This window comes from Mycobacterium sp. TY814 (genome assembly GCF_030755175.1).
GTDB lineage: Bacteria > Actinomycetota > Actinomycetes > Mycobacteriales > Mycobacteriaceae > Mycobacterium.
Genome location: NZ_JAUFRY010000004.1, coordinates 121,510 through 146,759, shown reverse-complemented (window position 1 = coordinate 146,759; position 25,250 = coordinate 121,510). Strand labels below are relative to the sequence as shown.

Here is a 25,250-nt window from a genome sequence, read left to right as displayed (position 1 = left end):
ATGGTTATGAGTTTCGCGCTGATGCCGCCGGAGGTCAACTCAACCTTGATGTACTCGGGTCCGGGTTCGGGACCGATGCTGACGGCGGCCGCTGCCTGGGAAAGCCTTGCCGCGCAGTTACACAGCACTGCGGCGTCGTATCGGTCGTTGGTGTCCGGCGTTACCGCAGGTCCCTGGTTGGGGCCCGCATCGGCGGCCATGGCCGCTGCGGTCTCGCCACACTTGACATGGTTGAGCACCACCGCCGCGCAGGTCGAGCAGGCCGGTGTCCAGGCGGCCGCGGCAGCCAGCGCCTACGAGGCCGCATTCGCCGGCACGGTGCCGCCAGTGGAGGTAGCGGCGAACCGCGCATTACTGGCAACTCTGGTGGCCACCAACATCTTCGGCCAGAACACTCCGGCGATCGCCGTGGTAGAGGCTGACTATGCCGAGATGTGGGCGCAGGACGCCAGCACCATGTACAGCTACGCCGGCGCGTCGGCTGCGGCGGCGGCGCTCCCCGAGTTGGTCCCACCGCAAACCGCCACCACACCGTCGGGCTTGGCGGCTCAGGCGGCGGCAGTGGGCCAAGCCGTTGGCGGCGCCGCGGCAGGCGACACCCTGGCGCTGCAGCAATTGATGAACACCCTGCCCAGCAGTCTGCTAACCATGGCCGGTTTCACCAATGCGCCGCCCTGGCTCAGCAATCCCGCTGCGGCACTGGGCCTGACGGGGCACACCTGGAACTCCAACGGTGACGGGATTGTGGTGGCCGGCCTCCTCGGCGACGTGGTGGAGGGTCTGACGGGGTCGGCGACCATCGACGGCAGCACGGGTGTCGACGCCTTCATCAGGCTGGTTTCTCCGGTCAGGCTCTTCGCAACCGTCTTCAGGGACATCCACGGACTCGGCACGTCCCTGCTGCCGCACGCCGCATCCGAGGGCGCCAAGGCATTGCAGGCGCTGCCTGCTGCCATCCCGGCGCCCTCGGTCCTCCCGGGACTGGGCGGGATCGGAACCGCCGCACAGATTGGAGGCCTATCGGTGCCCAATGCGTGGGCGGCCGGCACCCCCGGTCTCGGCCGGGTATCGGCATTGCCGTTCAGCGGCGCGGGCGCCAACGCGGCCGCGGCTCCATTGCCCAGCCAACACCTGCTCGGCGGCATGCCGCTAACCGGTGGTCTGGGCCGCGGCGCAGCTGCCGCGAACGCTCCGCGTTACGGGTTCCACCCGACGGTGATGACCCGGCCACCGTTTGCGGGATGAACTCTACGGCGTCACCAGGATCTTGCAGTGCCGCTCCGGATCTGCTAGATCGTCGAATGCCGTTCCGACGTCCTGTAATCCGACCTCGCCGGTGATCATGGGTGCGACGTCGATCAGGCCCTCGGCGATCGCACGCAACGAGTCGGCAAACTCCTCGGGTGTGTAGGCGTTGACGAACTGCAGGCTGATCTCCTTCGCGATGCCGAAGAACGGATGCACGGTGTCGGGCTGCATGCACACGCCGGCGATGACGAGCCGGGTGCCGTTGCGGGCGCGCCACATGATGTCGTCGATGATGCCGGGTACCCCGACGGCCTCGAAGACCACCCGTGCTTTGACGCTGTCGAACGGCGACCCCTGTGCCGGATCGACCGTCTGGTGGGCGCCCATGGTGGCCGCCAGCTCGCGCCGCTTGGGCGAGAAGTCCGATGCCGCAATATGTTCCACCCCGCGCACTCGCAGCGCCGCGATGATGGCGATGCCGATCGGTCCGCAGCCGATCACCAGTGCGGTTTCAGCCGCCTCGATCTTGGACCTGTTCACCGCGTGCAATCCCACCGCCATCGGTTCGGCCAGCGCGGCATGCCTGGCGTCCAAGCCGTTCGGGACGGGCAGCAGCAGCGGGGCCGAGAGCAACATCCGCTCGGCGTATCCGCCGAGCGTGGTGTTGCTGAAGACGATCGGTTCAACGCCTTTGTCGGACAGCACTACCGGCACTGACGTCACTAGGGTGCCGGGCGGATGGGTTTCGGTATCGGGTCCGGCCTCGAGGATTTCGGCGCTGAACTCATGCCCCATGAAGACGTCCCGGCCAAGGTCGAGGTCCATGCCGCCCCGGCCCCGGGCCAGCTGATTGCTCAGCGCCACCACGTCGGCACCGTGTGCCGCGAAATGCAGGTCCGAACCGCAGATTCCGCAACACCGGACCCCGACCAGCACCTGTCCCGGTCCCGGCACCGGGTCCGGGACGTCGTCCCGGTACACCATGCGCCCGTCGCGCAACACCGACGCGCGCATCAGTTGGCGGCGCCGTCGTGCTCGGCCACATGCTGGGTAATCGCCTGCAAGACAGCCTGACCGGCACGGCCGATGAGTTCCTCGCGTTTGTCCCTGGCCCATTCGTGGGAGGCCCGCGGCGCTTCGAGCTGGCCCTTGAAGTGAGGAATCACCTTGCGGGCGAACAGATCATAGGAGTGGTAGGTCGCCTGGGGCGACGCCCAGTCATGGCCTAGCAACAGCAGGGTGCCGAAACCGCCCGAGCGTTCCAGTAGATCCTCGATGTAAGCGATGGCATCCTCGGGCGTGCCGATACAGCAATTGCCCTTAGCCGCATAGTCTTCGACGAACTCGCGCGGTGATTGCGCCCCTTCGACCGTGTTGGACAGCGGGACGAAGCCGGCGGCACCGAAGTACTTGGCGAAATCCAACAGCCCGTACGTGCAATCCTCGATCGCCTGGTCACGGGTGTCGGCGATGTGCATGATGCTCAGCACCCGCCAATCGGTGCGGTCGGGCTCGGCGCGTCCTGCCTTCGCGGCCTGTTCGCACACGACGTCCCAGGTGTTCTCCAGCGCGGCGAATCCACCGGGCACCGACATCGACAGCGACAGCAGTGAGGTGCCCAGCGCGCCGGCCAGTCGCGGTCCGGACGGCGAGATCATTGCGGCCGTGGAGATCTCGGGATACGGCCAGGTGTAGGGACGAATGTGCAACTGCGCATCGCGAAGTGTGAACCAATCGGTATGGCGGTCGATCCGTTCGTCCGGCGCGGCGCGGAACAACGCCAGGATCGCCTCCAGCGATTCCTGCATCATCCGGCGCTGGTCGACCGGATCGATGCCCATCATGTAGGCGTCGGAAGGCAGCGCGCCCGGCCCGGTGCCGAACATGACGCGTCCCCGGGTCAGGTGATCCAGCAGTACCCAGCGGTCGGCCACCATGAGCGGATGGTGATACGGCAGCGAAACGACGCCGGTGCCCAGCCGGATGTGCTTGGTGCGTTCGGCGGCGGCCGCGATGAAGACCTCGGGGCACGCGATCAACTCGTAACCCCCCGAATGGTGTTCGCCGAACCAAGCCTCGTCGTAACCCAGGCGGTCCAGTGCGACCACCCGTTCCATGTCGTACTCCAGCGCCACCGTCGGCGATTGGCCGGTCGGGTGAAACGGGGTGATGAAGACTCCGAAACGCATTGGTGCACTCACCATTCCACTCCTTTGAGGAATTCCAGCAGGGCGGAATTGACTTCGGCGGGCCGCTCCTGCTGCAGCCAGTGCCCCGCCCCCTCGATCATCAGCTCGCGGTAGGGGCCACTCACCACTTCGGCGGCGCGGTCGCTGCGGGTGAACGCCAGCACCGGGTCGGCTGTGCCGCCGATGAAAAGGCAGGGCACCGTGATCTTCGCGCTGTCGAGTTGCGGCGTCGTCTCCCAGTTGCGGTCCATATTGCGGTACCAGTTCAGTCCGCCGGTGAAACCGGTGCGGGTGAATTCGCTTACATAGTGGTCGATTTCGTCCTGACTGATCCAGTCGGGCAACCCTTCGGGCTCCGGGAGCCGGTCGATGAAACCCTCAGGTCCCGGCGCCACCATCCGCAATGCCGCGCCCTGGTCGCCGGTGAGCTGCAGGCTTCCCATCATCCGGCGCATCACCCGCGCGGGGTCGCCGTTGAGTTCGGCGTCAGCCACACCGGGTTCCTGGAAATACAGGATGTAGAAGAAGTTTTCGCCGAACGTGCGCCGGAGCGCGACGGTGACCGGACGCTTTGCGCGCGGCACCGGCGGAACGCTCAGTGCGGCGACGGCGGCGACGCGGTCCGGGTGCAGCAGGCCCGCGTTCCACACCACCATGGCGCCCCAGTCGTGGCCGATCCAGGCGGCGCGCTGGGCGCCGACGTCGTCGAGCAAGCCGGCGATGTCGGCCGTCAGTTGGTGGATGTCGTAGGCCTCGATCGCGGCCGGACACGACGAGCCGCCATAGCCGCGCTGGTCGGGTGCGAGCACGTGGTAGCCGGCGTCGGCGAGCACCGGGATCTGATGTCGCCAGGAGTAAGCGAGTTCCGGGAAGCCGTGACACAGCACCACGACGGGCGCACCGCGCTCCCCGGCCTCGACCACGCGCAACCGCACACCGTTGGTGTCAACTAACCGTTCGGTTGATAGGGCCATCGTCTCACCAAATCACACCGCCACCGGCCTGAGAAGGGGCCGCCGGTGGTTATCGGCGGGACCCCCGCGCATCATGGCCTCATGCAGCTGGACCATGTGGTGCTCTGGACCAACAACCCCGCGGAGGCCATGGATTTCTACACCACGGTGGTAGGCCTGGCGCCCGTCCGGTTCGAGGAGTTTCGGTCCGGCGAGGCGCCGTTCCCGAGTGTGCGCGTCTGCGACGACTCGATCATCGACCTGCTGCCGGCCGGCGGCGCCGGCGACACCGAGGCGATGACGAAGGTTGCCGGCAGTGCGGGCCATCCGGTCAACCACGTCTGCCTGGCCATGACGAAGGACGAGTACGACGCGCTGGACCGCCGGCTGCAGACCCGGGGCGTGGACACCAGCGCGCGACTGAACAACAGCTTCGGTGCCCGGGGTTGGGCGCCGCAGGGTTGTTACTTCGCCGACCCCGACGGAAATGTGATCGAGGCCCGCTACTACGGGTAGCCCCTCCGCCGAGCGTGCAGCTGGCCGCACGCTCGGCGCCGAATGTGAAGCTGGCCGCACGCTCGGCGACGGGCCGGGAACTCCCGATCGTTGACCAAGAGACAAAGGCGATCCGCTCTGCCGGAGCTTGTGATCGCCGGGGAACAACCGTGGCGACCCGCTGCGCTCCGGCTCTGCCGGAGCTTGCGATCGCCGGGGAACAACCGTGGCGACCCGCTGCGCTCCGGCTCTGCCGGAGCTTGCGATCGCCATGGGCGGTAACCTGGACATTTCCAGCTGCGTTTATCGGAAGGACCTGGCCCCCACGGCCGATGATTGATGAACCGTAGAAACGTGATCCGCACCGTTACGGCAGTTGCTGTGCTGGTGCTGCTCGGCTGGTCGTTCTTTTACTTCAGCGATGACACCCGCGGTTACAAACCCGTCGATACCTCGGTGGCGATGACCCAGATCAACACCGACAACGTCAAGAGCGCACAGATCGACGACCGCGAACAACAGCTGCGGTTGACCCTGAAAAAGGGCAACAACGACACCGAGAACTCCGACAAGGTCATCACCAAGTACCCCACGGGCTACGGTGTCGACCTCTTCAACGCGCTGACCGCCAAGAACGCCAAGGTCAGCACCGTGGTCAACGAAGGCAGCCTGATCGGCGAGCTGCTGGTCTACGTGTTGCCGCTGCTGCTGCTGGTCGGGCTGTTCGTGATGTTCTCCCGCATGCAGGGCGGCGCCCGGATGGGCTTCGGCTTCGGCAAATCGCGAGCCAAACAGCTGTCAAAGGACATGCCCAAGACCACCTTCGCCGACGTCGCCGGCGTCGACGAGGCCGTCGAGGAACTTTACGAAATCAAGGACTTCCTGCAGAACCCCAGCAGGTACCAGGCCCTCGGCGCCAAGATCCCCAAGGGCGTGCTGCTCTACGGCCCGCCCGGCACCGGCAAGACGCTGCTGGCGCGCGCGGTGGCGGGGGAGGCGGGCGTTCCGTTCTTCACCATCTCCGGCTCCGACTTCGTCGAGATGTTCGTCGGCGTCGGCGCATCGCGCGTCCGGGACCTTTTCGAGCAGGCAAAACAAAACAGCCCGTGCATCATCTTCGTCGACGAGATCGACGCCGTCGGCCGCCAGCGCGGCGCCGGCCTAGGTGGCGGTCACGACGAGCGCGAGCAGACCCTGAACCAGCTGCTGGTCGAGATGGACGGGTTCGGCGACCGCGCCGGCGTCATCCTGATCGCGGCCACCAACCGGCCCGACATCCTGGACCCCGCCTTGTTGCGGCCGGGACGGTTCGACCGCCAGATCCCGGTGACCAACCCGGACCTGGCCGGCCGCCGCGCCGTCCTGCGGGTGCACTCCAAAGGCAAGCCGATCGGCCCGGACGCCGACCTGGACGGCCTGGCCAAGCGCACCGTCGGCATGACCGGCGCCGACCTGGCCAACGTCATCAACGAGGCAGCGCTGCTGACCGCCCGGGAAAACGGCACCGTCATCACCGGCCCGGCGCTGGAAGAGGCGGTCGACCGGGTCATCGGCGGCCCCCGCCGCAAGGGCCGCATCATCAGCGAGCAGGAGAAGAAGATCACCGCCTACCACGAGGGCGGGCACACGCTGGCGGCCTGGGCGATGCCGGACATCGACCCGGTTTACAAGGTGACGATCCTGGCCCGCGGCCGCACCGGCGGACATGCCGTCGCGGTGCCGGAAGAGGACAAGGGCCTGCGGACCCGCTCGGAGATGATCGCCCAACTCGTCTTCGCGATGGGCGGGCGCGCAGCCGAGGAACTGGTGTTCCGCGAGCCGACCACCGGCGCGGTATCCGACATCGAGCAGGCCACGAAGGTCGCCCGGGCGATGGTCACCGAATACGGGATGAGCGCGCGCCTGGGCGCGGTGAAGTACGGCACCGAACACGGCGATCCGTTCCTGGGGCGCACCATGGGGACCCAGCCGGACTATTCGCACGAGGTCGCCCGCGAAATCGACGAAGAGGTCCGCAAGCTCATCGAGGCCGCGCACACCGAAGCCTGGGAGATCCTCACCGAATACCGCGACGTGCTGGACACGCTGGCCGGCGAGTTGCTGGAAAAGGAGACGCTGCACCGGCCCGAGCTGGAAGCGATCTTCGGTGACGTCGAGAAGCGCCCGCGGCTGACCATGTTCGACGACTTCGGTGGCCGGATCCCCTCGGACAAGCCGCCGATCAAGACGCCCGGCGAACTGGCCATCGAGCGGGGCGAGCCGTGGCCGCAACCGGTGCCCGAGCCGGCTTTCAAATTGGCGATCGCGCGCGCCAATAAGGCAGCCGAAGAGGCGGAAAAGGGCAACGGGGACGGTGCGAATTCGCGCGGAGGCAACGGCTCGCACGCCACCACCCAGCCCGACTACGGGGCCCCGGCAGGGTGGCACGCGCCCGGCTGGCCGCCGCCGTCTTCCAGCCGGCCGCAACCGGCTCCCGGTTACCCCGGCCCGGATGAGTCCGACGCCGAGGACGATTCCGGTCAGCTGGACAAGGATGTGACTCGGTCCAACCCACCGGCCCACGGCTGAACGACGGAGCATTTGATGACGCAGCTGGAATCCACAGAGACCGGCACCAGGCCGTTCGACCAGGAGCGTGCCGAGGCGGCGGTTCGTGAGTTGCTGATCGCCGTCGGTGAGGATCCCGATCGGCACGGTCTGCGCGACACGCCGGCTCGGGTCGCGCGCGCCTACCGGGAGATCTTCGCCGGGCTCTATACGGAGCCAACCTCGGTGCTCAACGCCATGTTCGACGAGAACCACGATGAATTGGTGCTCGTCAAAGAGATACCGATGTACTCCACCTGTGAGCACCATCTGGTGGCCTTCCACGGGGTGGCTCACGTCGGATACATCCCGGGTGTGGACGGCAGGGTGACCGGCCTGTCGAAGATCGCGCGGCTGGTCGACCTCTACGCCAAACGTCCCCAGGTGCAGGAGCGGCTCACCAGCCAGATCGCGGACGCCCTGGTGCACAAGCTGGACCCGCGCGGCGTCATCGTGGTGGTCGAGGCCGAGCACCTGTGCATGGCGATGCGTGGTGTCCGCAAACCCGGTGCCACCACGACGACGTCTGCGGTGCGTGGTCAGTTCAAGTCCGACGCCGCCTCCCGGGCGGAAGCGCTCGATCTCATCCTGCGTAAGTGAGTTCGGCACCCATGCAGGTGATGGGGGTGCTCAACGTCACTGACGACTCGTTCTCCGACGGCGGGCGTTACCTGGATCCTGACGGTGCTGTCGAACACGGACTGGCGTTGGCCGCTGAAGGTGCGGACATCATCGACGTGGGCGGCGAGTCGACCCGGCCCGGCGCCACCCGGGTGGACCCCGCTGTGGAAGCCGCACGCGTCGTCACGGTCGTGAAAAATCTTGCGGCGCAGGGACTTACGGTCAGCATCGACACAATGCATGCACGGGTGGCGCGGGCGGCGCTGGAGAACGGCGCGCGGATCGTCAACGACGTGTCGGGCGGGCGGGCGGACCCGGGCATGGCGCCGCTGCTGGCCGAGGCCGGAGTGCCGTGGGTGCTGATGCACTGGCGGCCGGTATCGAGGGACCACCCGCACCGGGTACCGGACTACCTGGACGTGGTCGCCGACGTACGTGCCGACCTGCTGGCCAGCGTGGACGACGCGGTCGCGGCAGGCGTTGACCCCGCCAAGCTGCTGATCGACCCCGGGCTGGGTTTCGCCAAGACGGGCCAACACAATTGGGCTTTGCTGCACGGCCTGCCCAAGCTGGTGGACACCGGAATTCCGGTGCTCCTGGGGGCGTCGCGTAAACGCTTCCTCGGTAGCTTGCTGGCCGGCCCCGACGGCACGCCGCGACCGGCCGACGGCCGTGAGACCGCGACGGCGGTGATCTCCGGATTGGCGATGTGGCACGGCGTCTGGGGGGTGCGGGTGCATGACGTGCGGGCATCGGTCGACGCCCGCAAGGTCGTCCGGGCATGGCAGGGTGCGGAAGGGGCGGTGACCGGTGGCTGACCGAATCGAATTGCGGGGTCTCAAGGTTCGTGGCCGCCACGGCGTCTTCGACCACGAGCGGCGCGACGGCCAGGACTTCTTCATCGACATCACGGTCTGGATCGACCTGGCCCGCGCTGCGGCCAGCGATGAGCTGGCCGACACCTATGACTACGGTGCGCTGGCACAGTTGGCCGCCGACATCGTCGGCGGAACGCCACGGAATCTGATCGAAACCGTCGGCGCCGAGATCGCCGAACAGGTGATCGCCGACGAGCGCGTGCACGCCGTCGAGGTCACGGTGCACAAGCCACAAGCGCCCATCTCTCAGGCTCTCGACGACGTGGCCGTAGTGACCAGACGGTCGCGGCGCGGCGGCCGCGGATCGGTGATCCCGGCGGGCTCGGTCGTATGAGGCGCGTGTGCGGGGGAGAGCGGCGCCGGTGACGCAAGTGGTGCTGTCTATCGGCTCCAACATGGGTGATCGCCTGGCCCATCTGCAATCGGTTGTCGACGGACTCGGCGACGCGGTCCGCGCGGTCTCACCCGTGTACGAGACCGACCCCTGGGGCGGGGTGGACCAGGAACCGTTTCTCAACGCTGTGTTGATCGCCGAGGATCCGGCCCGCGACCCGCACGACTGGCTGCGCCGGGCTCACGAGATCGAACAGGCCGCCGGACGGGTGCGGGAAGTCCGCTGGGGGCCGCGCACCCTCGATGTCGACCTGATCGCCTGCTACGGAGCGCACGGTCAGCTCACCCTCGACGATCCCGAGCTGACGCTGCCGCACCCGCGGGCCCATCTGCGCGCGTTCGTGCTGGTGCCCTGGCTGGACGTGGATCCGGCCGCCGAACTCTCCCGGCCGGTGCGGGAGCTGCTCACCGAACTCGACGGCGACGCGGTGCGCCCGACCGCGCTGGCACTGGACACCTGATGGGCCCGACCCGCAAGCGCGATCTCACGGCCGTGGTGCTCGGCGCGGCGTTCGTCGGCTACCTGCTCATCACCCTGTCGTATCGGTACTTTCCGCCGATCACGGTGTGGAGCGGGGTTTCGCTGCTGGTGGTCGCCGTCGCAGAAGCACTGTGGGCGCGCACCGTGCGCGCCAGGATCAGCGACGGCGAGATCGGCGACGCACCCGGCCGGTTGCACCCGCTCGCGGTGGCGCGCAGCCTGATTGTCGCGAAGGCGTCGGCCTGGGTGGGCGCGGTGATGCTGGGTTGGTGGCTGGGGGTGCTGGTGTACTTCCTGCCGCGACGGTCGTGGATGCACGCCGCCGCCGAGGACACCGGCGGTGCGGTGGTGGCGGCGGTCAGCGCGCTGGCGCTGGTGATCGCGGCGATGTGGCTGCAGCATTGCTGCAAGTCGCCTCCGCAGGATTCCGGTGAACCCGGCGAAGGGGCCGAGACCTAGCCGGTCCGGCGGTGCGGCGACTCCTGCCGAGAATCGCCGGACTGGCGCGACACGCCAAGTGACCTCGCACGGGTACAGTCAGGGGCCATGACCGTTCTGTCCCGCGGCGCCCGGGTCCGGCGCGGCGGCCGCAGGCCGGGGTGGGTGCTCTTGACGACGTTGCTGGTCCTGGCAATCGGGGCCAGTTCCGCGCTGGTTTTCACCGATCGGGTGGAACTTCTCAAGCTCGCTGTGATCCTGGCGCTGTGGGCCGCCGTGGCCGGCGCCTTCGTGTCGGTGCTGTACCGACGTCAGGCCGAGGCGGACCAGGCCCGGGCCCGCGACATGAAGCTGGTGTACGACCTGCAGCTGGATCGCGAGATCTCGGCGCGCCGGGAGTACGAGTTGACGGTGGAATCGCAATTGCGCCGCGAACTGGCCGCCGAGATACGGGCTCAGGCCGCCGACGAGATCGCGGCTCTGCGGGCAGAACTGTCGGCGTTGCGGACCAACCTGGAGATCCTGTTCGACACCGACCTCGAACACCGTCCGGCCCTCGAGACGCTCAACCGGGAAGCGGCGCGGGCGCTGACCGATCGGTCGGCCAACGCCGCCAAGAACGGCGAGAGCCCGCCCGCCGATTGGGTGGCCAGCGACCGGGTGACCGCCGTGCGCCAGGACGAACCGGACGAGGAGCCGGCGCTTGAGGAGGACGTCGCGATCATCGATGTCCCCGAGGAACCGCTGCTGCCACCGCGGCAACCGGTGAACGCCCGGGAGTATGCGCCGCCGCCCCAGCAGCCGGCCGGGCCCTACCAGCCGCGACACCGGCCACCACCGCCGCCGCAGCAGCTGCACTTCCAGCCGCAGCCGCAGCCGCAGTTCCAGCCGCCACCGCCACCCCCTCCGCCGCCACCCCAACCGCCACCGCAACCGCAAACGCAACCCCAGCCCCAGCCGCAGCCGGCGGCCTGGCAACCGGTCTCGGCTGAGGGGCAGTGGTTGCCGCCAGGCACGCCCGGCAGCCACTGGGCGCCTGCGGAGGCCCCGCCCGCCCCGGCCCGCGCGGAGTCCGAGGGACGCAGAAGGCGCTACCGCGACGACGCCAACGAGGCGGACGTCAGCGCTGCCGGCGCACCCCAGGACGAGGCCCCGCCGCAGTACGGTGGCCGCCGCTCGCGGTCCCGCCATTCGGCGGAGTACCGCGACTTCGGTGTCGGCAACCTCGGACGGCCCCGGGACTCGCAACCCGAGCCGGCTCCGGAGCCGCCGCCGGCACCCCCGCCGCCCCGGCTCGCTCCGGCGCCGCCCGCGCCTCGGCATCGCAGCGCGGAGGAGCCGGTCGAGAGCGAAGCCGACCCGGACAGCGGTGGACACTCGGCTGCCGACCTCCTGGCGAGATTCCAGGTGCAGCCCAGCGGTGGAGGCCGGCGCCGCCGGCGTGACGCCTGACACGCTGTGCTCGGTCTGACGGATCGACTACAGTCGTAGTGACCGTCCGGTACCCCAGCAGCGGGACTGGAACGTACGAAAGAAATCTGTGAGGTCGTCTGCGATGGAGCAGTTCGACGGATTGCGCCCGGCCAGGCTGAAGGTGGGAATCATCTCTGCCGGTCGGGTCGGCTCCGCGTTGGGGGTCGCGCTGGAGCGCGTCGACCACGTGGTGGTGGCGTGCAGCGCCATATCCCACGCATCCCTGCAGCGGGCCCAGCGCCGGCTGCCCGATACCCCCGTGTTGTCGCCGCCGGAGGTCGCCGCCGGCGCGGAACTACTACTGCTGGCGGTCCCCGACAGTGAGCTGCCCGGCCTGGTGGCCGGGTTGGCGGCCACCTCGTCGGTGCGACCGGGCACCATCGTGGCCCACACCTCCGGAGCCAATGGAATCGCCATCCTGGACCCGCTCACCCGGCAGGGCTGCATTCCGGTAGCGATCCACCCGGCGATGACATTCACCGGTTCCGATGAAGACATCGCCCGGCTCGCCGGCACGTGCTTCGCCGTCACTGCCGCCGACGAAGTCGGATACGCCATCGGCCAGTCGCTGGTGCTGGAGATGGGCGGAGAGCCGTTCTCGGTCCGCGAGGACGCGCGCGTGCTGTACCACGCGGCGCTGGCGCACGCGTCCAACCACTTGGTGACGGTGCTGGCAGACGCACTCGAGGCGTTGCGTGCCGCGCTGAAAGGCGATGAACTGCTCGGGCTGGGGGAACCTCCCGCTTGCGGGGGACAGCGCGTCGACAACCAGCCGGGGGGAATCGCCGAACGCATCGTGGGCCCGCTGGCGCGCGCAGCGCTGGAGAACACGTTGCAGCGCGGTCAGGCCGCGCTCACCGGCCCGGTGGCCCGCGGCGACGCCGCCGCCGTTGCCGGACACCTGCACGCACTCGAAGCCACCGACCCTCAACTCGCGCAGACCTACCGGATGAATGCGCTGCGGACGGCTCAGCGTGCCCATGCTCCCGCCGACGTCGTCGAGGTGCTCGCACGATGAGGGCCGGGCAACCCCGCAAGTTCATGCCGGGCGAACTCAATGTGTATTCGGCGCCTTCCGACGTCACCGACGTCACCCGAGCATTGCGGCACACCGGCCGGCGAATCATGTTGGTGCCCACCATGGGAGCGCTGCACGAAGGTCACCTGACGCTGGTGCGCGCCGCCAAACGGGTGCCGGGCTCGGTGGTCGTGGTGTCGATCTTCGTCAACCCCCTGCAATTCGGCGCGGGTGAGGATCTCGACGCATACCCCCGCACCCTCGACCAGGACGTGGAACTACTGCGCGGCGAGGGTGTGGACATCGTTTTCGCCCCTTCGGCGTCGAGCATGTATCCCAACGGATTGCGCACCACGGTGCAGCCCGGGCCGCTGGCCGCCGAGCTCGAAGGTGGAGCTCGCCCAACGCATTTCGCCGGTGTGCTTACCGTGGTGCTCAAGCTGTTGCAGATCGTGCGGCCGGACCGGGCGTTCTTCGGCGAGAAGGACTACCAGCAGCTGGTGCTGATCCGGCAGATGGTGGCCGACCTGAACGTCGACGTGCAGGTGGTGGGCGTGCCGACGGTCCGGGAACGCGACGGGCTGGCGATGTCGTCGCGCAACCGCTACCTCGACCCGGCGCAGCGCGAAGCGGCCGTGGCGCTTTCGGCGGCGCTCAGCGCGGGCGCGCACGCCGCGACCTACGGCGTCCAGGCCGCACTGGACGCGGCGAATGCGGTGCTGCAGGCCACGCCCGAACTGGAGGTCGATTACCTGCAGCTGCGCGACACAGACCTGGGCCCGGTGCCCACCAACGGATCCGGCCGGCTGCTGATCGCGGCCCGGCTCGGCACCACCAGACTTCTGGACAATGTGGCAATCCAAATCGGCGATCTCGCCGGCACCACTACCGGGCCGGACGCCCAATCCCATTGGAGGAACTGATGTTACGGACGATGTTGAAGTCGAAGATTCACCGCGCCACCGTCACTCAGGCCGATCTGCACTACGTCGGATCGGTGACCATCGACGCCGACCTGATGGACGCCGCCGACCTGCTGGAGGGGGAACAGGTCACCATCGTCGACATCGACAACGGCGCCCGCCTGGTCACCTACGCGATCACCGGTGAACGCGGCACCGGCATCATCGGAATAAACGGCGCCGCAGCGCATCTCGTGCACCCGGGCGATCTGGTGATCCTGATCGCCTACGGCACCATGGAGGACGCCGAGGCCCGCGCCTACCAGCCGCGGATCGTGTTCGTCGACGCCGACAACAAGCAGATCGACCTGGGTAGCGACCCCGCCTACGTGCCCGACGGCGTTGACGAGCTGCTCGACCCGCGGATCGGCGCGCGGTAACCGTGCTGCTGACGATCGACGTCCGCAACACCCATACGGTCGTCGGCCTGATATCCGGAGCCAAGGAGAACGCCAAGGTCGTTCAGCAATGGCGGATCCGTACCGAGTCCGAGGTCACAGCGGACGAACTGGCACTGACCATCGACGGCCTCATCGGCGATGACGCCGAGCGACTCACCGGGGCCGCCGGGTTGTCCACCGTGCCGTCGGTGCTGCACGAGGTGCGGATCATGCTCGACCAGTACTGGCCGGCCGTCCCGCACGTATTGATCGAACCGGGGGTGCGCACCGGCATCCCGCTGCTAGTGGACAACCCGAAAGAGGTGGGCGCCGACCGGATCGTCAACTGTCTGGCGGCCTTCCACAAATTCGGCACCGCCGCCATCGTGGTCGACTTCGGATCGTCGATCTGTGTGGATGTGGTGTCGGCCAAGGGCGAGTTTCTCGGTGGTGCGATCGCGCCCGGCGTGCAGGTGTCCTCGGATGCCGCGGCGGCGCGCTCGGCGGCGTTGCGCCGTGTCGAACTGGCCCGCCCCAGATCCGTGGTGGGCAAGAACACCGTCGAGTGCATGCAGGCCGGTGCCGTGTTTGGATTCGCCGGACTGGTCGACGGCCTGGTGGGCCGGATCCGCGACGACGTGGCGGGGTTCTCCGCCGCGGACGACGTCGCCGTGGTAGCCACCGGGCACACGGCGCCGTTGCTGCTGCCCGAACTGCACACGGTGGAGCACTACGACCAGCATCTGACGTTGCACGGCCTGCGGCTGGTGTTCGAGCGCAACCGCGACGCCCAGCGGGGCCGGCTCAAGACCGCGCGCTGAGCGCTCCCGGCGCTGCGGTGCCGCGTACGAGGCTGATAGGTCACGGGTGGGGTGCGTCACATAGCCCAGCGCGGCCTGTACGCCAGCCGACGGGGCCGCCCCGATCTCATTTAAGCTGGCACGTCGTGAGCGCCGCCGATCGAGACGCCGACAGTAACCCAGTCGAGGACCTTCCCGAACAGTTCCGGATTCGTCGGGACAAGCGTGCCCGCCTGCTGGCCGACGGTCACGACCCCTACCCGGTGGCGCTCGAGCGAACCCACACGCTGGCCGAGGTCCGTGCCGCCCACCCGGACCTGCCGACCGACACCGCGACCGACGACGTGGTCGGTGTCGCGGGCCGGGTGGTGTTCGCCCGTAACACCGGGAAATTGTGCTTTGCGACACTGCAGGACGGTGACGGCACCCAGCTGCAGGCGATGATCAGCCTCGACAAGGTGGGCCAGGAATCGCTGGACGCGTGGAAGGCCGACGTCGATCTCGGCGACATCGTCTTCGTGCACGGGACGGTGATCAGCTCACGCCGAGGCGAACTGTCTGTTCTCGCCGATTCGTGGCAGATGGCCGCCAAGTCGCTGCGGCCGCTGCCCGTCGCCCATAAAGAGATGAGTGAAGAGGCGCGGGTGCGGCAGCGGTATGTCGACCTGATCGTCCGGCCGCAGGCGCGTTCGGTGGCCCGGCAACGGATTGCCGTTATCCGGGCAATCAGGAATGCCCTGGAGCGCCGGGGGTTCCTGGAGGTCGAAACTCCGATCCTGCAGACGCTGGCCGGCGGCGCCGCTGCGCGCCCGTTCATCACCCATTCCAATGCGCTGGACATCGACCTTTACCTGCGGATCGCGCCGGAACTGTTCCTCAAGCGATGCATCGTCGGTGGTTTCGACAAGGTCTTCGAACTAAATCGGGTCTTCCGAAACGAAGGAACCGATTCGACTCATTCGCCGGAATTCTCGATGTTGGAGACGTACCAGACGTACGGGACCTATGACGATTCGGCGGTCGTCACTCGGGAGCTTATTCAAGAGGTGGCCGACGAGGCGATCGGGACCAGACAACTCCCGATGCCCGACGGCAGTGTGTACAACATCGACGGAGAATGGGCAACTCTGCAGATGTATTCGTCACTGTCCAAAGCGCTGGGAGAAGAGATCACGCCGGACACGCCGGTCGAACGGTTACGTGAGATCGCGGCTCAACTGGACGTGGAGATTCCCGAGAACCGTGGTTTTGGTCACGGCAAACTCGTCGAGGAACTGTGGGAGCATACGGTGGGCAACACGCTGACCGCACCCACTTTTGTCAGGGATTTCCCGGTGGAGACGACGCCTTTGACCCGCCACCACCGCAGCATCCACGGTGTAACCGAGAAGTGGGACCTCTACGTGCGCGGAATGGAGCTGGCCACTGGGTACTCGGAATTAAACGATCCGGTAGTGCAACGGGAAAGATTTGCTGAACAGGCCCGTGCGGCGGCCGCCGGTGATGACGAGGCCATGCAACTTGACGAAGATTTTCTGGCCGCGCTGGAGTTCGGGATGCCGCCGTGTACCGGAACGGGAATGGGTATCGATCGGTTGTTGATGTGTTTGACCGGGTTGTCAATTAGGGAGACTGTTTTGTTCCCGATTGTTCGTCCACACTCCAACTGAACTGCTCAAGATGTGTCTGGATTGAGTATTATGCGTTCTTATGGCAGATTAGGACAGTGGGGAGTCTATCCAAACTGGATCTGTAACTGCACAGGAAGAAACGCGAGGGTAAGCCAATGGCGAAGAAAGTGACCGTCACCTTGGTCGATGATTTCGACGGTGCCGGCTCCGCCGACGAAACGGTCGAATTCGGGCTTGACGGGGTGACCTATGAGATCGACCTTTCTAGCAAGAATGCGACGAAGCTGCGCAATGACCTGAAGCAATGGGTCGCGGCGGGACGTCGCGTGGGCGGTCGGCGGCGCGGGCGTTCCGGTTCGGGTCGCGGCCGCGGGGCGATCGACCGCGAGCAGAGCGCCGCGATCCGCGAATGGGCGCGGCGCAACGGGCACAACGTGTCGACCCGCGGTCGTATCCCGGCCGACGTGATCGACGCGTTCCACGCCGCCACCTAGGCACCAACTTTCCGGCGCCCGGGCTCGAAGCCTGGGCGCCGGATTTTGTGTTTTCGCTTGTGGCGAACTGATCGACGCCCAACTCGGGAAACGCATTGGGGCTTTTCCTCGTTAAACCGGTTACGTGAAGGCACCGCTGGGCACTGCTAGGTATGAACCCCGGCAGGCCGACCATTAGAGTGGACGGCAGGTACGCGGAGTCGGTCCCTGAGTCGACAAAAGGTCGGCGACGGCCGGCAAACGCCTTTCCGAGACGGAGTACCTAATGGTGAGGGAGAGCAGGTAACCGACGATGTTCGAGAGATTTACCGACCGTGCCCGCAGGGTCGTCGTCCTGGCGCAAGAAGAGGCCCGGATGCTCAACCACAATTACATCGGCACCGAGCACATCCTCCTGGGTCTGATCCACGAGGGTGAGGGCGTCGCCGCCAAGTCACTGGAGTCGCTGGGAATCTCGCTGGAAGGCGTGCGCAGCCAGGTCGAGGAGATCATCGGCCAGGGCCAGCAGGCGCCCTCCGGGCACATCCCGTTCACTCCGCGGGCCAAGAAGGTTCTCGAGCTGAGCCTGCGTGAAGCGCTGCAGCTCGGCCACAACTACATCGGCACCGAGCACATCCTGCTGGGCCTGATCCGCGAGGGTGAAGGTGTGGCGGCTCAGGTGCTCGTGAAACTGGGCGCTGAGTTGACCCGGGTGCGCCAGCAGGTGATTCAGCTGCTGAGCGGCTACCAGGGCAAGGAAGCCGCCGAAGCCGGCACCGGTGGCCGGGGCGGCGAGTCCGGCAGCCCGTCCACCTCGCTGGTGCTCGACCAGTTCGGCCGCAATCTGACCGCTGCCGCCATGGAAGGCAAGCTCGACCCGGTCATCGGCCGCGAGAAGGAAATCGAGCGGGTCATGCAGGTGCTGTCCCGGCGCACCAAGAACAACCCGGTGCTGATCGGCGAGCCCGGCGTCGGCAAGACCGCCGTGGTCGAGGGTCTCGCCCAGGCGATCGTGCACGGCGAGGTGCCCGAGACGCTCAAGGACAAGCAGCTCTACACCCTGGACCTCGGCTCGCTGGTCGCCGGCTCGCGCTACCGCGGTGACTTCGAGGAGCGCCTGAAGAAGGTGCTCAAGGAGATCAACACCCGCGGCGACATCATCCTGTTCATCGACGAGCTGCACACGCTCGTCGGCGCGGGTGCCGCCGAGGGCGCCATCGACGCGGCCAGCATCCTCAAGCCGAAGCTGGCCCGCGGCGAGCTGCAGACCATCGGCGCCACCACGCTCGATGAGTACCGCAAGTACATCGAGAAGGACGCCGCGCTGGAGCGCCGCTTCCAGCCGGTGCAGGTGGGCGAGCCGACGGTGGAGCACACCATCGAGATCCTCAAGGGTCTGCGCGACCGCTACGAGGCGCACCACCGGGTGTCCATCACCGACGGCGCACTGGTGGCCGCCGCCACCCTGGCCGACCGGTACATCAACGACCGGTTCCTGCCGGACAAGGCGATCGACCTGATCGACGAGGCCGGCGCCCGGATGCGGATCCGCCGGATGACCGCGCCGCCAGACCTGCGTGAGTTCGACGAGAAGATCGCCGAGGCGCGCCGGGAGAAGGAATCGGCCATCGACGCCCAGGACTTCGAGAAGGCCGCCAGCCTGCGGGACCGGGAGAAGCAACTGGTCGCCCAGCGTGCCGAGCGTGAAAAGCAATGGCGCTCAGGTGATCTCGATGTCGTCGCGGAGGTCGACGACGAGCAGATCGCTGAGGTGCTGGGCAACTGGACCGGCATCCCGGTGTTCAAGCTCACCGAGGCCGAGACCACGCGTCTGCTGCGCATGGAGGATGAGCTGCACAAGCGGATCATCGGCCAGGTCGACGCCGTCAAGGCCGTCTCGAAGGCGATCCGCCGTACCCGCGCCGGGCTGAAAGACCCGAAGCGGCCGTCGGGCTCGTTCATCTTCGCCGGCCCGTCCGGTGTCGGTAAGACGGAGCTGTCCAAGGCGCTGGCCAACTTCCTGTTCGGCGACGACGACGCCCTCATCCAGATCGACATGGGCGAGTTCCACGACCGCTTCACCGCGTCGCGGCTGTTCGGTGCCCCCCCGGGCTACGTCGGCTACGAAGAGGGCGGCCAGCTCACCGAGAAGGTGCGGCGCAAGCCGTTCTCGGTGGTCCTGTTCGACGAGATCGAGAAGGCGCACCAGGAGATCTACAACAGCCTGTTGCAGGTGCTCGAGGACGGCCGGCTCACCGACGGTCAGGGCCGCACGGTCGACTTCAAGAACACCGTGCTGATCTTCACGTCGAACCTGGGCACATCCGACATCTCCAAGCCCGTCGGCCTCGGGTTCACCCAGGGTGGCGGCGCCAATGACTACGAGCGGATGAAGCAGAAGGTCAACGACGAGCTGAAGAAGCACTTCCGCCCGGAGTTCCTCAACCGCATCGACGACATCATCGTCTTCCACCAGTTGACGAAGGACGAGATCATCCAGATGGTGGATCTGATGATCGGCCGCGTCGCCAACCAGCTCAAGAGCAAGGACATGGCTCTCGAGCTGAGCGACAAGGCCAAGTCGCTGCTCGCCAAGCGCGGCTTCGACCCGGTGCTGGGTGCCCGTCCCCTGCGACGCACCATCCAGCGGGAGATCGAGGACCAGCTCTCGGAGAAGATTCTCTTCGAAGAGGTCGGTCCGGGTCAGATCGTCACCGTCGACGTCGACAACTGGGACGGCGAGGGCAGCGGCGAGGACGCGGTGTTCACGTTCACCGGAACGCGCAAGCCGCCGGCCGAGCCGGATCTGGCCAAGGCCGGCGCGGGCGGGCCTGGTACGTCGGGCTAATACGGGCATAGACTGCCCACGCTGACGGGCACCGGAATCTGGTGAAACTCCAGAACGGTCGCGCCACTGTCTACAGTCAGACCCGGCGCCCGCCAGCAGTGTCTTCCGTTGGGACGCGAGATCCCAGAAGGAGTTGATCGTGGCTAGTTCTCAGACTGCCCGGGCGCAAGCGGTGGACTTGTCGGGGGTCAATGCGGCGTTGTGGTTGGCGGCGACCGCCTTCCTGGCGCTGCTGGCGATCTATTTCGTCGGCATCGACCAGGGCGCCGTGTCGCTGTTCGGCAGCGACACCCACGTGCACGAGTTTTTCCACGACGCGCGGCATCTGCTTGGCTTTCCCTGCCACTGACCCGCAGCCGTGGAGAAGCGTCTGATTGCGCGCGGCCTGCTGGCGGGTGCGGTCGGTGCGGTGGTGGCGTTCGTTTTCGCCAGGCTGTTCGCCGAGCCCGTGATCGGCCGCGCCATCGCGTTCGAGGAAGACCGCGTCGAAGCCGCGCACGCCCAGGGTGTGCATGAGCACGGCGCGGAACTGTTCTCCCGCGGTGTCCAGGGCAATGCCGGACTCGGCTTCGGCGTGCTGGTCTTCGGCATCGCGCTGGGTGCCCTGTTCGCGGTAGTATTCTGCGTCCGCTATCCGCGATCAGAAGGCGTTGCGCCGCAATCACTTTCACTGCGATTGGCGGCCGGCGGGTTCGTCGCCGCGTATCTGGTGCCGTTTCTGAAATACCCACCCAATCCTCCTGCGGTCGGACAGGCGGACACGATCGGATCGCGCACCCTGTGGTACCTGGCGATGGTGCTGGCGTCGGTGGGGCTGGCGATCGGCGCGCTCTGGCTGGCCCGGCAGCTGCTGGCCCGATTCGATGCGCTCACTGCCAGGCTGCTGGCGGCCGGTGCCTATGTGATCGCGGCGGTGGCCGTCGCGCTGGCTCTGCCGAACGTCGCCGAAGTGCCGCCCGGCTTTCCCGCCGCCGATCTCTATGAATTCAGGCTGGTATCGCTGGCTACCCAGATGGTGTTATGGGCGGGCACCGGGCTGGTGTTCGCGGTGCTGGCCGGGCGCCTGTTGGCTGAGGGCACACCGGCGCAGAGCGTCCGAGCGTGACGGCGGCTGCGACCCGGCTGACGCTGGTCTCGCACGCGATGACGGATGCGATGTCGGCCGGGTGTTTTCCCGTCGATGAACCGCTGAGTGCCCTCGGCCGCCGTCAGGTCGGGCGTCTTGACAGCGCGGCGGCCCGGGCGTTCACCGGCCCGGAACAACGCACCCGTCAGACCGCGGAACTGCTGGGGCTGCAGGCCGCCGCCGACCCACGCTTGATGGACCTGGATTGTGGGAGTTGGCGTGGGCGAGCGCTGGAGAGCATCCCGACCGCCGAGCTCGAGCTGTGGCTGACCGATCCAGGGCAGTCGCCGCACGGCGGCGAGTCGATCGTCGGGCTGGTGGAACGAGTCGCCGGATGGCTGAGGCAGATCAACGACAGCGTGCGAACGGTTGCCGTCACTCACCCGGCGGTCATCAGGGCGGCGATTCTGGTTGCCCTCGACGCGCCACCGAAGTCGTTCTGGCGCATGGATGTTGCTCCGTCAAGCCATACCGTCCTGCACCGTCGGGGCGGGGCCTGGACGCTGCGGGTCTAGCGGGGCGCGATCAGCGCGAAGACCTGCTGAGCGACCTTCAGCATCCAACTGGTCACGGTCGGCCCGTGGTCGTGCGGCCAGTTCAGCTGAAAACTGACCACCCACGGTTGCCCGGTCTTGTCGACGGCATACCAGCTGAACGTCAGATCTCCGGGCAGCCCACCGGCTTTCGCGCCGATGTAGGGCCACACATTGGGATCCAATCGGATACCGGCGACCGCGGACAGGATCTGCCGCACCGGTGCGGCCGCGCCCACGGCATCGGACTGCAACGTCACATGAACGCGGCAGATGTCCTCGGCGTTGCCGTACCACTCGGCGCCGTACGCCGAGGCTGGGGTGTGCGCGCGGAATGGATCAGGTTCGTAGTCAGTGGAATTCGCCTGCTGCAGCAGCTCGGCCCGCTGCTGCTGGGACGCATTCTTCCACTGCTCGCGCACATCGGGCTTACCCCAGCCGATGGAGAACAACTCGTACATCGTGGGAAACGGCGTCATGCTGGCCGGATCGTGGTGCCCGGCGGTGGCCAGGGCCTGCTCGATAGCGCGCGTCCCCACCCGCTCGATCAGCATGTCAGTGGCCATGTTGTCACTGGTGGCGATCATCTTCTCGGCCGCCTTGCGCACCGAAACGTGATCGCCGACAGCCAGTTCCAGACCCGACGATCCGACCGCCTTGCCCTTGGCGGTCACGGTCAACTGGTCGTCCCACGAGACGGTGCCGTTCTTGACCGCCGTCGCGACCGCGTGCAGCACGTACAGCTTGAAAATCGAAGCCAGCGGCAAGGGTTGGGTGGTGTTGGAGCCGGCCACCCGGTCGCATTTACCGTCGTCGACCTTGGCCACCTGATAGGAGTAGCGGGCGCCGGTCTTGCTCAGCACCGCATCCACATCCGACCAGGTGTTGATCGGCGGGGGCGGTTGGGTGTCGACTTCGAACCGGTCGACCTCGCCGGTATCGCCGGTATGGATCCGGACGTCCTGGCGCGCCCCGTAGGACGAGATCAACTGCAACGTCGCCACGTTCGCGCCGATGAAAACGGAGTCCAGGGTGAACGGCCGATCCCACCACAGACTCTCCATGGTGGCTTCCACCGATTCGACCTTGTCGGCGACGGCCAGGGTGCGTACTCCGTCCGGGCCGATCGGCCACTCGGAGTTCAGCATGTCCATGGTCTGCTGGGCGCGCAGACCAGGGGGAGTGCTGGTGTCGATCCGGCGCCCCACATTCGCCGCGTTCGCCGACGGCGTCGGTGATGAAGAGCAGCCCGGAGTCAGCGTCACCACGAGCGCGGCGGCGGCGCTCAGCGCCAGTGCCCGGCGCGCCGCGGCGCGCCGCCTACCCGGCCTGTTTGGTCCCGGCAACGTCGAGCACAACCTCGAATTCCAGTAGCGACGCACCGCTGGCGACGGGATTGGCGCGCTCACCTGCGTGGGCTTCTTTCGCGGGCCCGTTCGCCCAGGCCTGGAACGCTTCATCAGACTCCCAATGTGTCACCACAAAGTAGCGGTCTTCACCTTTGACCGGACGCAGCAGCTGAAAGCCGAGAAAGCCGGGCTGGTTGTCCACCGCGTGCGCGCGATGAGCGAAGCGTTTTTCCAGCTCGGGGCCAGCGCCGGCGGGCACCGAGATTGCATTGATCTTCACCACTGGCATGTGGCTAGGCTACCGTGCCGAACATGGCCGCCGATCTGCTGACCCATCGCGGCGGAGCGGGCAGGCCGCTGATTCTGGTGCATGGACTGATGGGACGCGGCACCACCTGGCCGCGACAGCTGCCCTGGCTTACGCGGCTGGGTGCGGTCTACACCTACGACGCTCCCTGGCACCGCGGCCGCGACGTCGAGGACCCCTTCCCGATCAGCACCGAACGCTTCGTCGCCGATCTGGGCGATGCGGTCAGCTCGCTGGGCGCTCCGGTGACGCTGATCGGGCATTCGATGGGCGGCCTGCACTCCTGGTGCCTGGCAGGTGAGCGGCCGGAGCTGGTGAGTGCGCTGGTAGTCGAGGACATGGCCCCCGATTTCGTCGGCCGGACCACCGGACCGTGGGAGCCGTGGGTGTACGCACTGCCGGTTGAATTCGATTCCGCCGAGCAGGTGGTGGCCGCGTTCGGCCCGGTCGCCGGCCAGTATTTCCTGGAGGCGTTCGACCGCACCGGCAAGGGCTGGCGATTACACGGGCATCCCGCGCGGTGGATCGAGATCGCTGCCGAGTGGGGTACCCGCGACTACTGGAACCAGTGGAATGCGGTGCGTTCGCCCGCGTTGCTGATCGAGGCGGGAAACACTGTGACGCCGCCCGGCCAGATGCGTCAAATGGCCCAAAGGGATTATCCGACTAAATATTTGCCGGTCCCGGAAGCGGGTCACCTGGTGCACGACGAGGCGCCGCAGGTGTACCGGCGGGCCGTCGAATCCTTCCTGATCGCACACCCGGGTGAGTGAAAGCGGCGCGCGGGTGGATTGGCGAATCGGTTTACGCGAATCAGGCATGGGTATCATCGAGCAGTGGCTGTAGCCGGCAAGCGCAGGAGAGTAGCCCCGCTCCCGCTAGAAACGCAGGATCGGAGCTGGACGTTCCTCACCAACCACGCCCATGTCTTGTTGTGCATCTCGACGGGCGAGGAGTTGACGGCGCGCGAGCTGGCGCTGCGGGTCGGCATCACCGAGCGCTCAGTGCAGGCCATTCTGACCGACCTGACCGCCGAGGGCTACCTGATCAAGTCGAAGGTGGGCCGCCGCAACGTCTACGAGGTCAACCCTGAGGGCAGGTTGCGCCACCCCCTTGAAGCCAGCCACACCGTCGGCGAGCTGGTTGCCGCGCTGTCCTGACCGGGGCCGGCCCGAATGCGGCGACCCGCTAGGGATTGCACTGCGGGCAGTAGCGCGGTTCCGCCGTCCCGGAGCGGACGTCCTCGCTGCGGTGCTCGCAAGCCGGGCACCCCAGGATGTCGGCCGCGACGAGTGTGGTCGGCGAGCCACACATCCGGCACGGTAATCCTTCGCGCACCGCGACCCTCCCGAATCCGGGCGACAGACACGCCGGACATCGGGTGGCCAGTCGGCCGGCGAGTCGATTCGCCAGGGCGGTCAGGACTTCCCGGCGACCTGGGTTGTGGTGTGCCCGCAGGTCGGGTTCGAGCAGGGCGCGCCGGTCGTCGGCGGCGGCAACCGCGGTGTCGACGATCTCGACGAGGGCGAACGCATCGGTCAGCCCTTTGCCGAACACCCGCGTTTCTCCGTCGACGGTGGCTTTGACGACCGCTCCCTGCTCGGGGAATCCGAAGCGGCGCGCGGCGTCGGCCGCTTCGTGGCCGCTTTCGACCAGTTTCGGCGGGCCCGGAGCCCGTTGGATGTTGACACCCTCCACGACTCGGATGCCTCGGGTGTCGTCGAGGAACACCAGGATTTCCTGGTGTACGGCCAGCATTCCGTACCACGTGTCGTAGCTGGCCTCGCTGGCCACGCCGTACGGCACCTTAGCCGCGCTCATGGCCAACCGGGCCTTCGCCGAGGCCGCCGCCACCGGTGCGAGCGTCCGGGTGACCTCCCCGGCGAAGGTGCCGAACTGGTCGGTGTCGATGCCCGGCGGGGCGATCACCCGGGCACCGATCTCTGCGGCGAAAGCCGGCGCCACCTGGCGCTCCTTGCCGTGCATGGTGCCCATGGCGATCACCGTCCCGGCGTAAGAGTCAACGGGTGCGTTCATGAGATGTCCCGGCGGGCAGCCAGGCCCGGCG

General features: G+C 67.4%; 27 protein-coding genes. 21 read left to right on the top strand and 6 right to left on the bottom strand.

Annotated features, from left to right (window positions below):
- Positions 1–1,245 carry a PPE family protein gene (locus QXH22_RS25865; RefSeq protein ID WP_306247214.1) on the top strand — a complete coding sequence of 415 codons (1,245 nt, stop codon included), beginning with the start codon at positions 1–3 and terminating at the stop codon, positions 1,243–1,245.
- A 3-nt stretch (positions 1,246–1,248) separates the two neighbouring features.
- On the opposite strand, the gene QXH22_RS25860 is transcribed toward QXH22_RS25865, so the two are convergent.
- Genes QXH22_RS25860 through QXH22_RS25850 form a run of 3 tightly spaced genes read right to left on the bottom strand, consistent with a single transcriptional unit; the run spans position 1,249 to position 4,411 of the window.
- Positions 1,249–2,262: a zinc-binding dehydrogenase gene (locus QXH22_RS25860; RefSeq protein WP_306247216.1), complete on the bottom strand. Its 1,014-nt coding sequence runs from the start codon at positions 2,260–2,262 to the stop codon at positions 1,249–1,251.
- Positions 2,262–3,449 (bottom strand): LLM class flavin-dependent oxidoreductase, encoded by a 1,188-nt coding sequence (locus QXH22_RS25855; RefSeq protein ID WP_306277427.1) that lies wholly within the window; start codon positions 3,447–3,449, stop codon positions 2,262–2,264. Before QXH22_RS25855 ends, QXH22_RS25860 begins: the two co-directional genes overlap by 1 nt.
- The gene (locus tag QXH22_RS25850; protein ID WP_306247220.1) at positions 3,446–4,411 is read right to left on the bottom strand and encodes an alpha/beta fold hydrolase; all 966 of its coding nucleotides are present in this window, start codon (positions 4,409–4,411) and stop codon (positions 3,446–3,448) included. Before QXH22_RS25850 ends, QXH22_RS25855 begins: the two co-directional genes overlap by 4 nt.
- 81 nt (positions 4,412–4,492) lie before the next feature.
- Here QXH22_RS25850 and QXH22_RS25845 point away from each other — a divergent pair, with 81 nt between their 5' ends.
- The 18 genes from QXH22_RS25845 to QXH22_RS25760 all read left to right on the top strand — a co-directional run bounded on the left by QXH22_RS25845 (position 4,493) and on the right by QXH22_RS25760 (position 21,508).
- On the top strand, positions 4,493–4,906 hold the full coding sequence (locus QXH22_RS25845; RefSeq protein WP_306277426.1) for a VOC family protein: 414 nt from the start codon (positions 4,493–4,495) through the stop codon (positions 4,904–4,906).
- A gap of 318 nt (positions 4,907–5,224) precedes the next feature.
- Positions 5,225–7,453: an ATP-dependent zinc metalloprotease FtsH gene (ftsH, locus tag QXH22_RS25840; RefSeq protein WP_306247224.1), complete on the top strand. Its 2,229-nt coding sequence runs from the start codon at positions 5,225–5,227 to the stop codon at positions 7,451–7,453.
- A 15-nt stretch (positions 7,454–7,468) separates the two neighbouring features.
- Complete coding sequence (folE, locus tag QXH22_RS25835; protein ID WP_306247226.1) at positions 7,469–8,071, top strand: GTP cyclohydrolase I FolE; 603 nt, start codon at positions 7,469–7,471, stop codon at positions 8,069–8,071.
- Positions 8,068–8,910, top strand: a complete 843-nt coding sequence (folP, locus tag QXH22_RS25830) for a dihydropteroate synthase (RefSeq protein ID WP_306247227.1) — start codon at positions 8,068–8,070, stop codon at positions 8,908–8,910. The genes folE and folP overlap by 4 nt, the downstream gene beginning before the upstream one ends.
- Positions 8,903–9,304, top strand: a complete 402-nt coding sequence (gene folB / locus QXH22_RS25825; protein WP_306247229.1) for a dihydroneopterin aldolase — start codon at positions 8,903–8,905, stop codon at positions 9,302–9,304. Before folP ends, folB begins: the two co-directional genes overlap by 8 nt.
- Positions 9,305–9,332: 28 nt before the next feature.
- Positions 9,333–9,824 (top strand): 2-amino-4-hydroxy-6-hydroxymethyldihydropteridine diphosphokinase, encoded by a 492-nt coding sequence (gene folK / locus QXH22_RS25820; RefSeq protein WP_306247231.1) that lies wholly within the window; start codon positions 9,333–9,335, stop codon positions 9,822–9,824.
- A complete protein-coding gene (locus QXH22_RS25815) occupies positions 9,824–10,303 on the top strand; it encodes a DUF3180 domain-containing protein (RefSeq protein ID WP_306247233.1) in 480 nt (159 codons plus the stop codon). The genes folK and QXH22_RS25815 overlap by 1 nt, the downstream gene beginning before the upstream one ends.
- A gap of 87 nt (positions 10,304–10,390) precedes the next feature.
- Positions 10,391–11,734: a DUF6779 domain-containing protein gene (locus QXH22_RS25810; protein WP_306247235.1), complete on the top strand. Its 1,344-nt coding sequence runs from the start codon at positions 10,391–10,393 to the stop codon at positions 11,732–11,734.
- A gap of 103 nt (positions 11,735–11,837) precedes the next feature.
- A complete protein-coding gene (locus QXH22_RS25805; RefSeq protein ID WP_306247237.1) occupies positions 11,838–12,773 on the top strand; it encodes a Rossmann-like and DUF2520 domain-containing protein in 936 nt (311 codons plus the stop codon).
- The gene (panC, locus tag QXH22_RS25800; protein WP_306247239.1) at positions 12,770–13,696 is read left to right on the top strand and encodes a pantoate--beta-alanine ligase; all 927 of its coding nucleotides are present in this window, start codon (positions 12,770–12,772) and stop codon (positions 13,694–13,696) included. Before QXH22_RS25805 ends, panC begins: the two co-directional genes overlap by 4 nt.
- Complete coding sequence (panD, locus tag QXH22_RS25795; RefSeq protein WP_306247241.1) at positions 13,696–14,115, top strand: aspartate 1-decarboxylase; 420 nt, start codon at positions 13,696–13,698, stop codon at positions 14,113–14,115. Before panC ends, panD begins: the two co-directional genes overlap by 1 nt.
- 2 nt (positions 14,116–14,117) lie before the next feature.
- On the top strand, positions 14,118–14,936 hold the full coding sequence (locus QXH22_RS25790) for a type III pantothenate kinase (protein ID WP_306247243.1): 819 nt from the start codon (positions 14,118–14,120) through the stop codon (positions 14,934–14,936).
- A gap of 125 nt (positions 14,937–15,061) precedes the next feature.
- A complete protein-coding gene (gene lysS / locus QXH22_RS25785) occupies positions 15,062–16,585 on the top strand; it encodes a lysine--tRNA ligase (RefSeq protein WP_306247245.1) in 1,524 nt (507 codons plus the stop codon).
- Positions 16,586–16,701: 116 nt separating this feature from the next.
- Positions 16,702–17,040, top strand: a complete 339-nt coding sequence (lsr2, locus tag QXH22_RS25780) for a histone-like nucleoid-structuring protein Lsr2 (protein WP_055577626.1) — start codon at positions 16,702–16,704, stop codon at positions 17,038–17,040.
- Positions 17,041–17,332: 292 nt separating this feature from the next.
- Positions 17,333–19,867, top strand: a complete 2,535-nt coding sequence (gene clpC1 / locus QXH22_RS25775; protein ID WP_306247247.1) for an ATP-dependent protease ATP-binding subunit ClpC — start codon at positions 17,333–17,335, stop codon at positions 19,865–19,867.
- Positions 19,868–20,006: 139 nt separating this feature from the next.
- Positions 20,007–20,216: a CbtB-domain containing protein gene (locus tag QXH22_RS25770; RefSeq protein WP_306247249.1), complete on the top strand. Its 210-nt coding sequence runs from the start codon at positions 20,007–20,009 to the stop codon at positions 20,214–20,216.
- A 9-nt stretch (positions 20,217–20,225) separates the two neighbouring features.
- Entirely contained in the window at positions 20,226–20,972 is a 747-nt protein-coding gene (locus QXH22_RS25765) for a CbtA family protein (RefSeq protein WP_306277425.1), read from the top strand.
- Entirely contained in the window at positions 20,969–21,508 is a 540-nt protein-coding gene (locus tag QXH22_RS25760; RefSeq protein WP_306247253.1) for a histidine phosphatase family protein, read from the top strand. The genes QXH22_RS25765 and QXH22_RS25760 overlap by 4 nt, the downstream gene beginning before the upstream one ends.
- Here QXH22_RS25760 and QXH22_RS25755 read toward each other — a convergent pair.
- Together QXH22_RS25755 and mhuD are read right to left on the bottom strand one after the other, a co-directional pair.
- Entirely contained in the window at positions 21,505–22,872 is a 1,368-nt protein-coding gene (locus QXH22_RS25755; RefSeq protein ID WP_306277424.1) for a serine hydrolase, read from the bottom strand. The genes QXH22_RS25760 and QXH22_RS25755 overlap by 4 nt on opposite strands.
- Positions 22,847–23,164 carry a mycobilin-forming heme oxygenase MhuD gene (mhuD, locus tag QXH22_RS25750; protein WP_306247256.1) on the bottom strand — a complete coding sequence of 106 codons (318 nt, stop codon included), beginning with the start codon at positions 23,162–23,164 and terminating at the stop codon, positions 22,847–22,849. The genes QXH22_RS25755 and mhuD overlap by 26 nt, the downstream gene beginning before the upstream one ends.
- A gap of 14 nt (positions 23,165–23,178) precedes the next feature.
- On the opposite strand from mhuD, the gene QXH22_RS25745 reads away from it, so the two are divergent.
- Complete coding sequence (locus QXH22_RS25745) at positions 23,179–23,955, top strand: alpha/beta fold hydrolase (RefSeq protein WP_306277423.1); 777 nt, start codon at positions 23,179–23,181, stop codon at positions 23,953–23,955.
- A 63-nt stretch (positions 23,956–24,018) separates the two neighbouring features.
- Positions 24,019–24,342, top strand: a complete 324-nt coding sequence (locus QXH22_RS25740; RefSeq protein WP_306247260.1) for a MarR family transcriptional regulator — start codon at positions 24,019–24,021, stop codon at positions 24,340–24,342.
- A 28-nt stretch (positions 24,343–24,370) separates the two neighbouring features.
- Here the strand turns inward: QXH22_RS25740 and QXH22_RS25735 are convergent, their stop codons facing one another.
- Positions 24,371–25,219: a DUF6671 family protein gene (locus QXH22_RS25735; RefSeq protein WP_306247262.1), complete on the bottom strand. Its 849-nt coding sequence runs from the start codon at positions 25,217–25,219 to the stop codon at positions 24,371–24,373.
- Positions 25,220–25,250 lie beyond the last annotated feature (31 nt).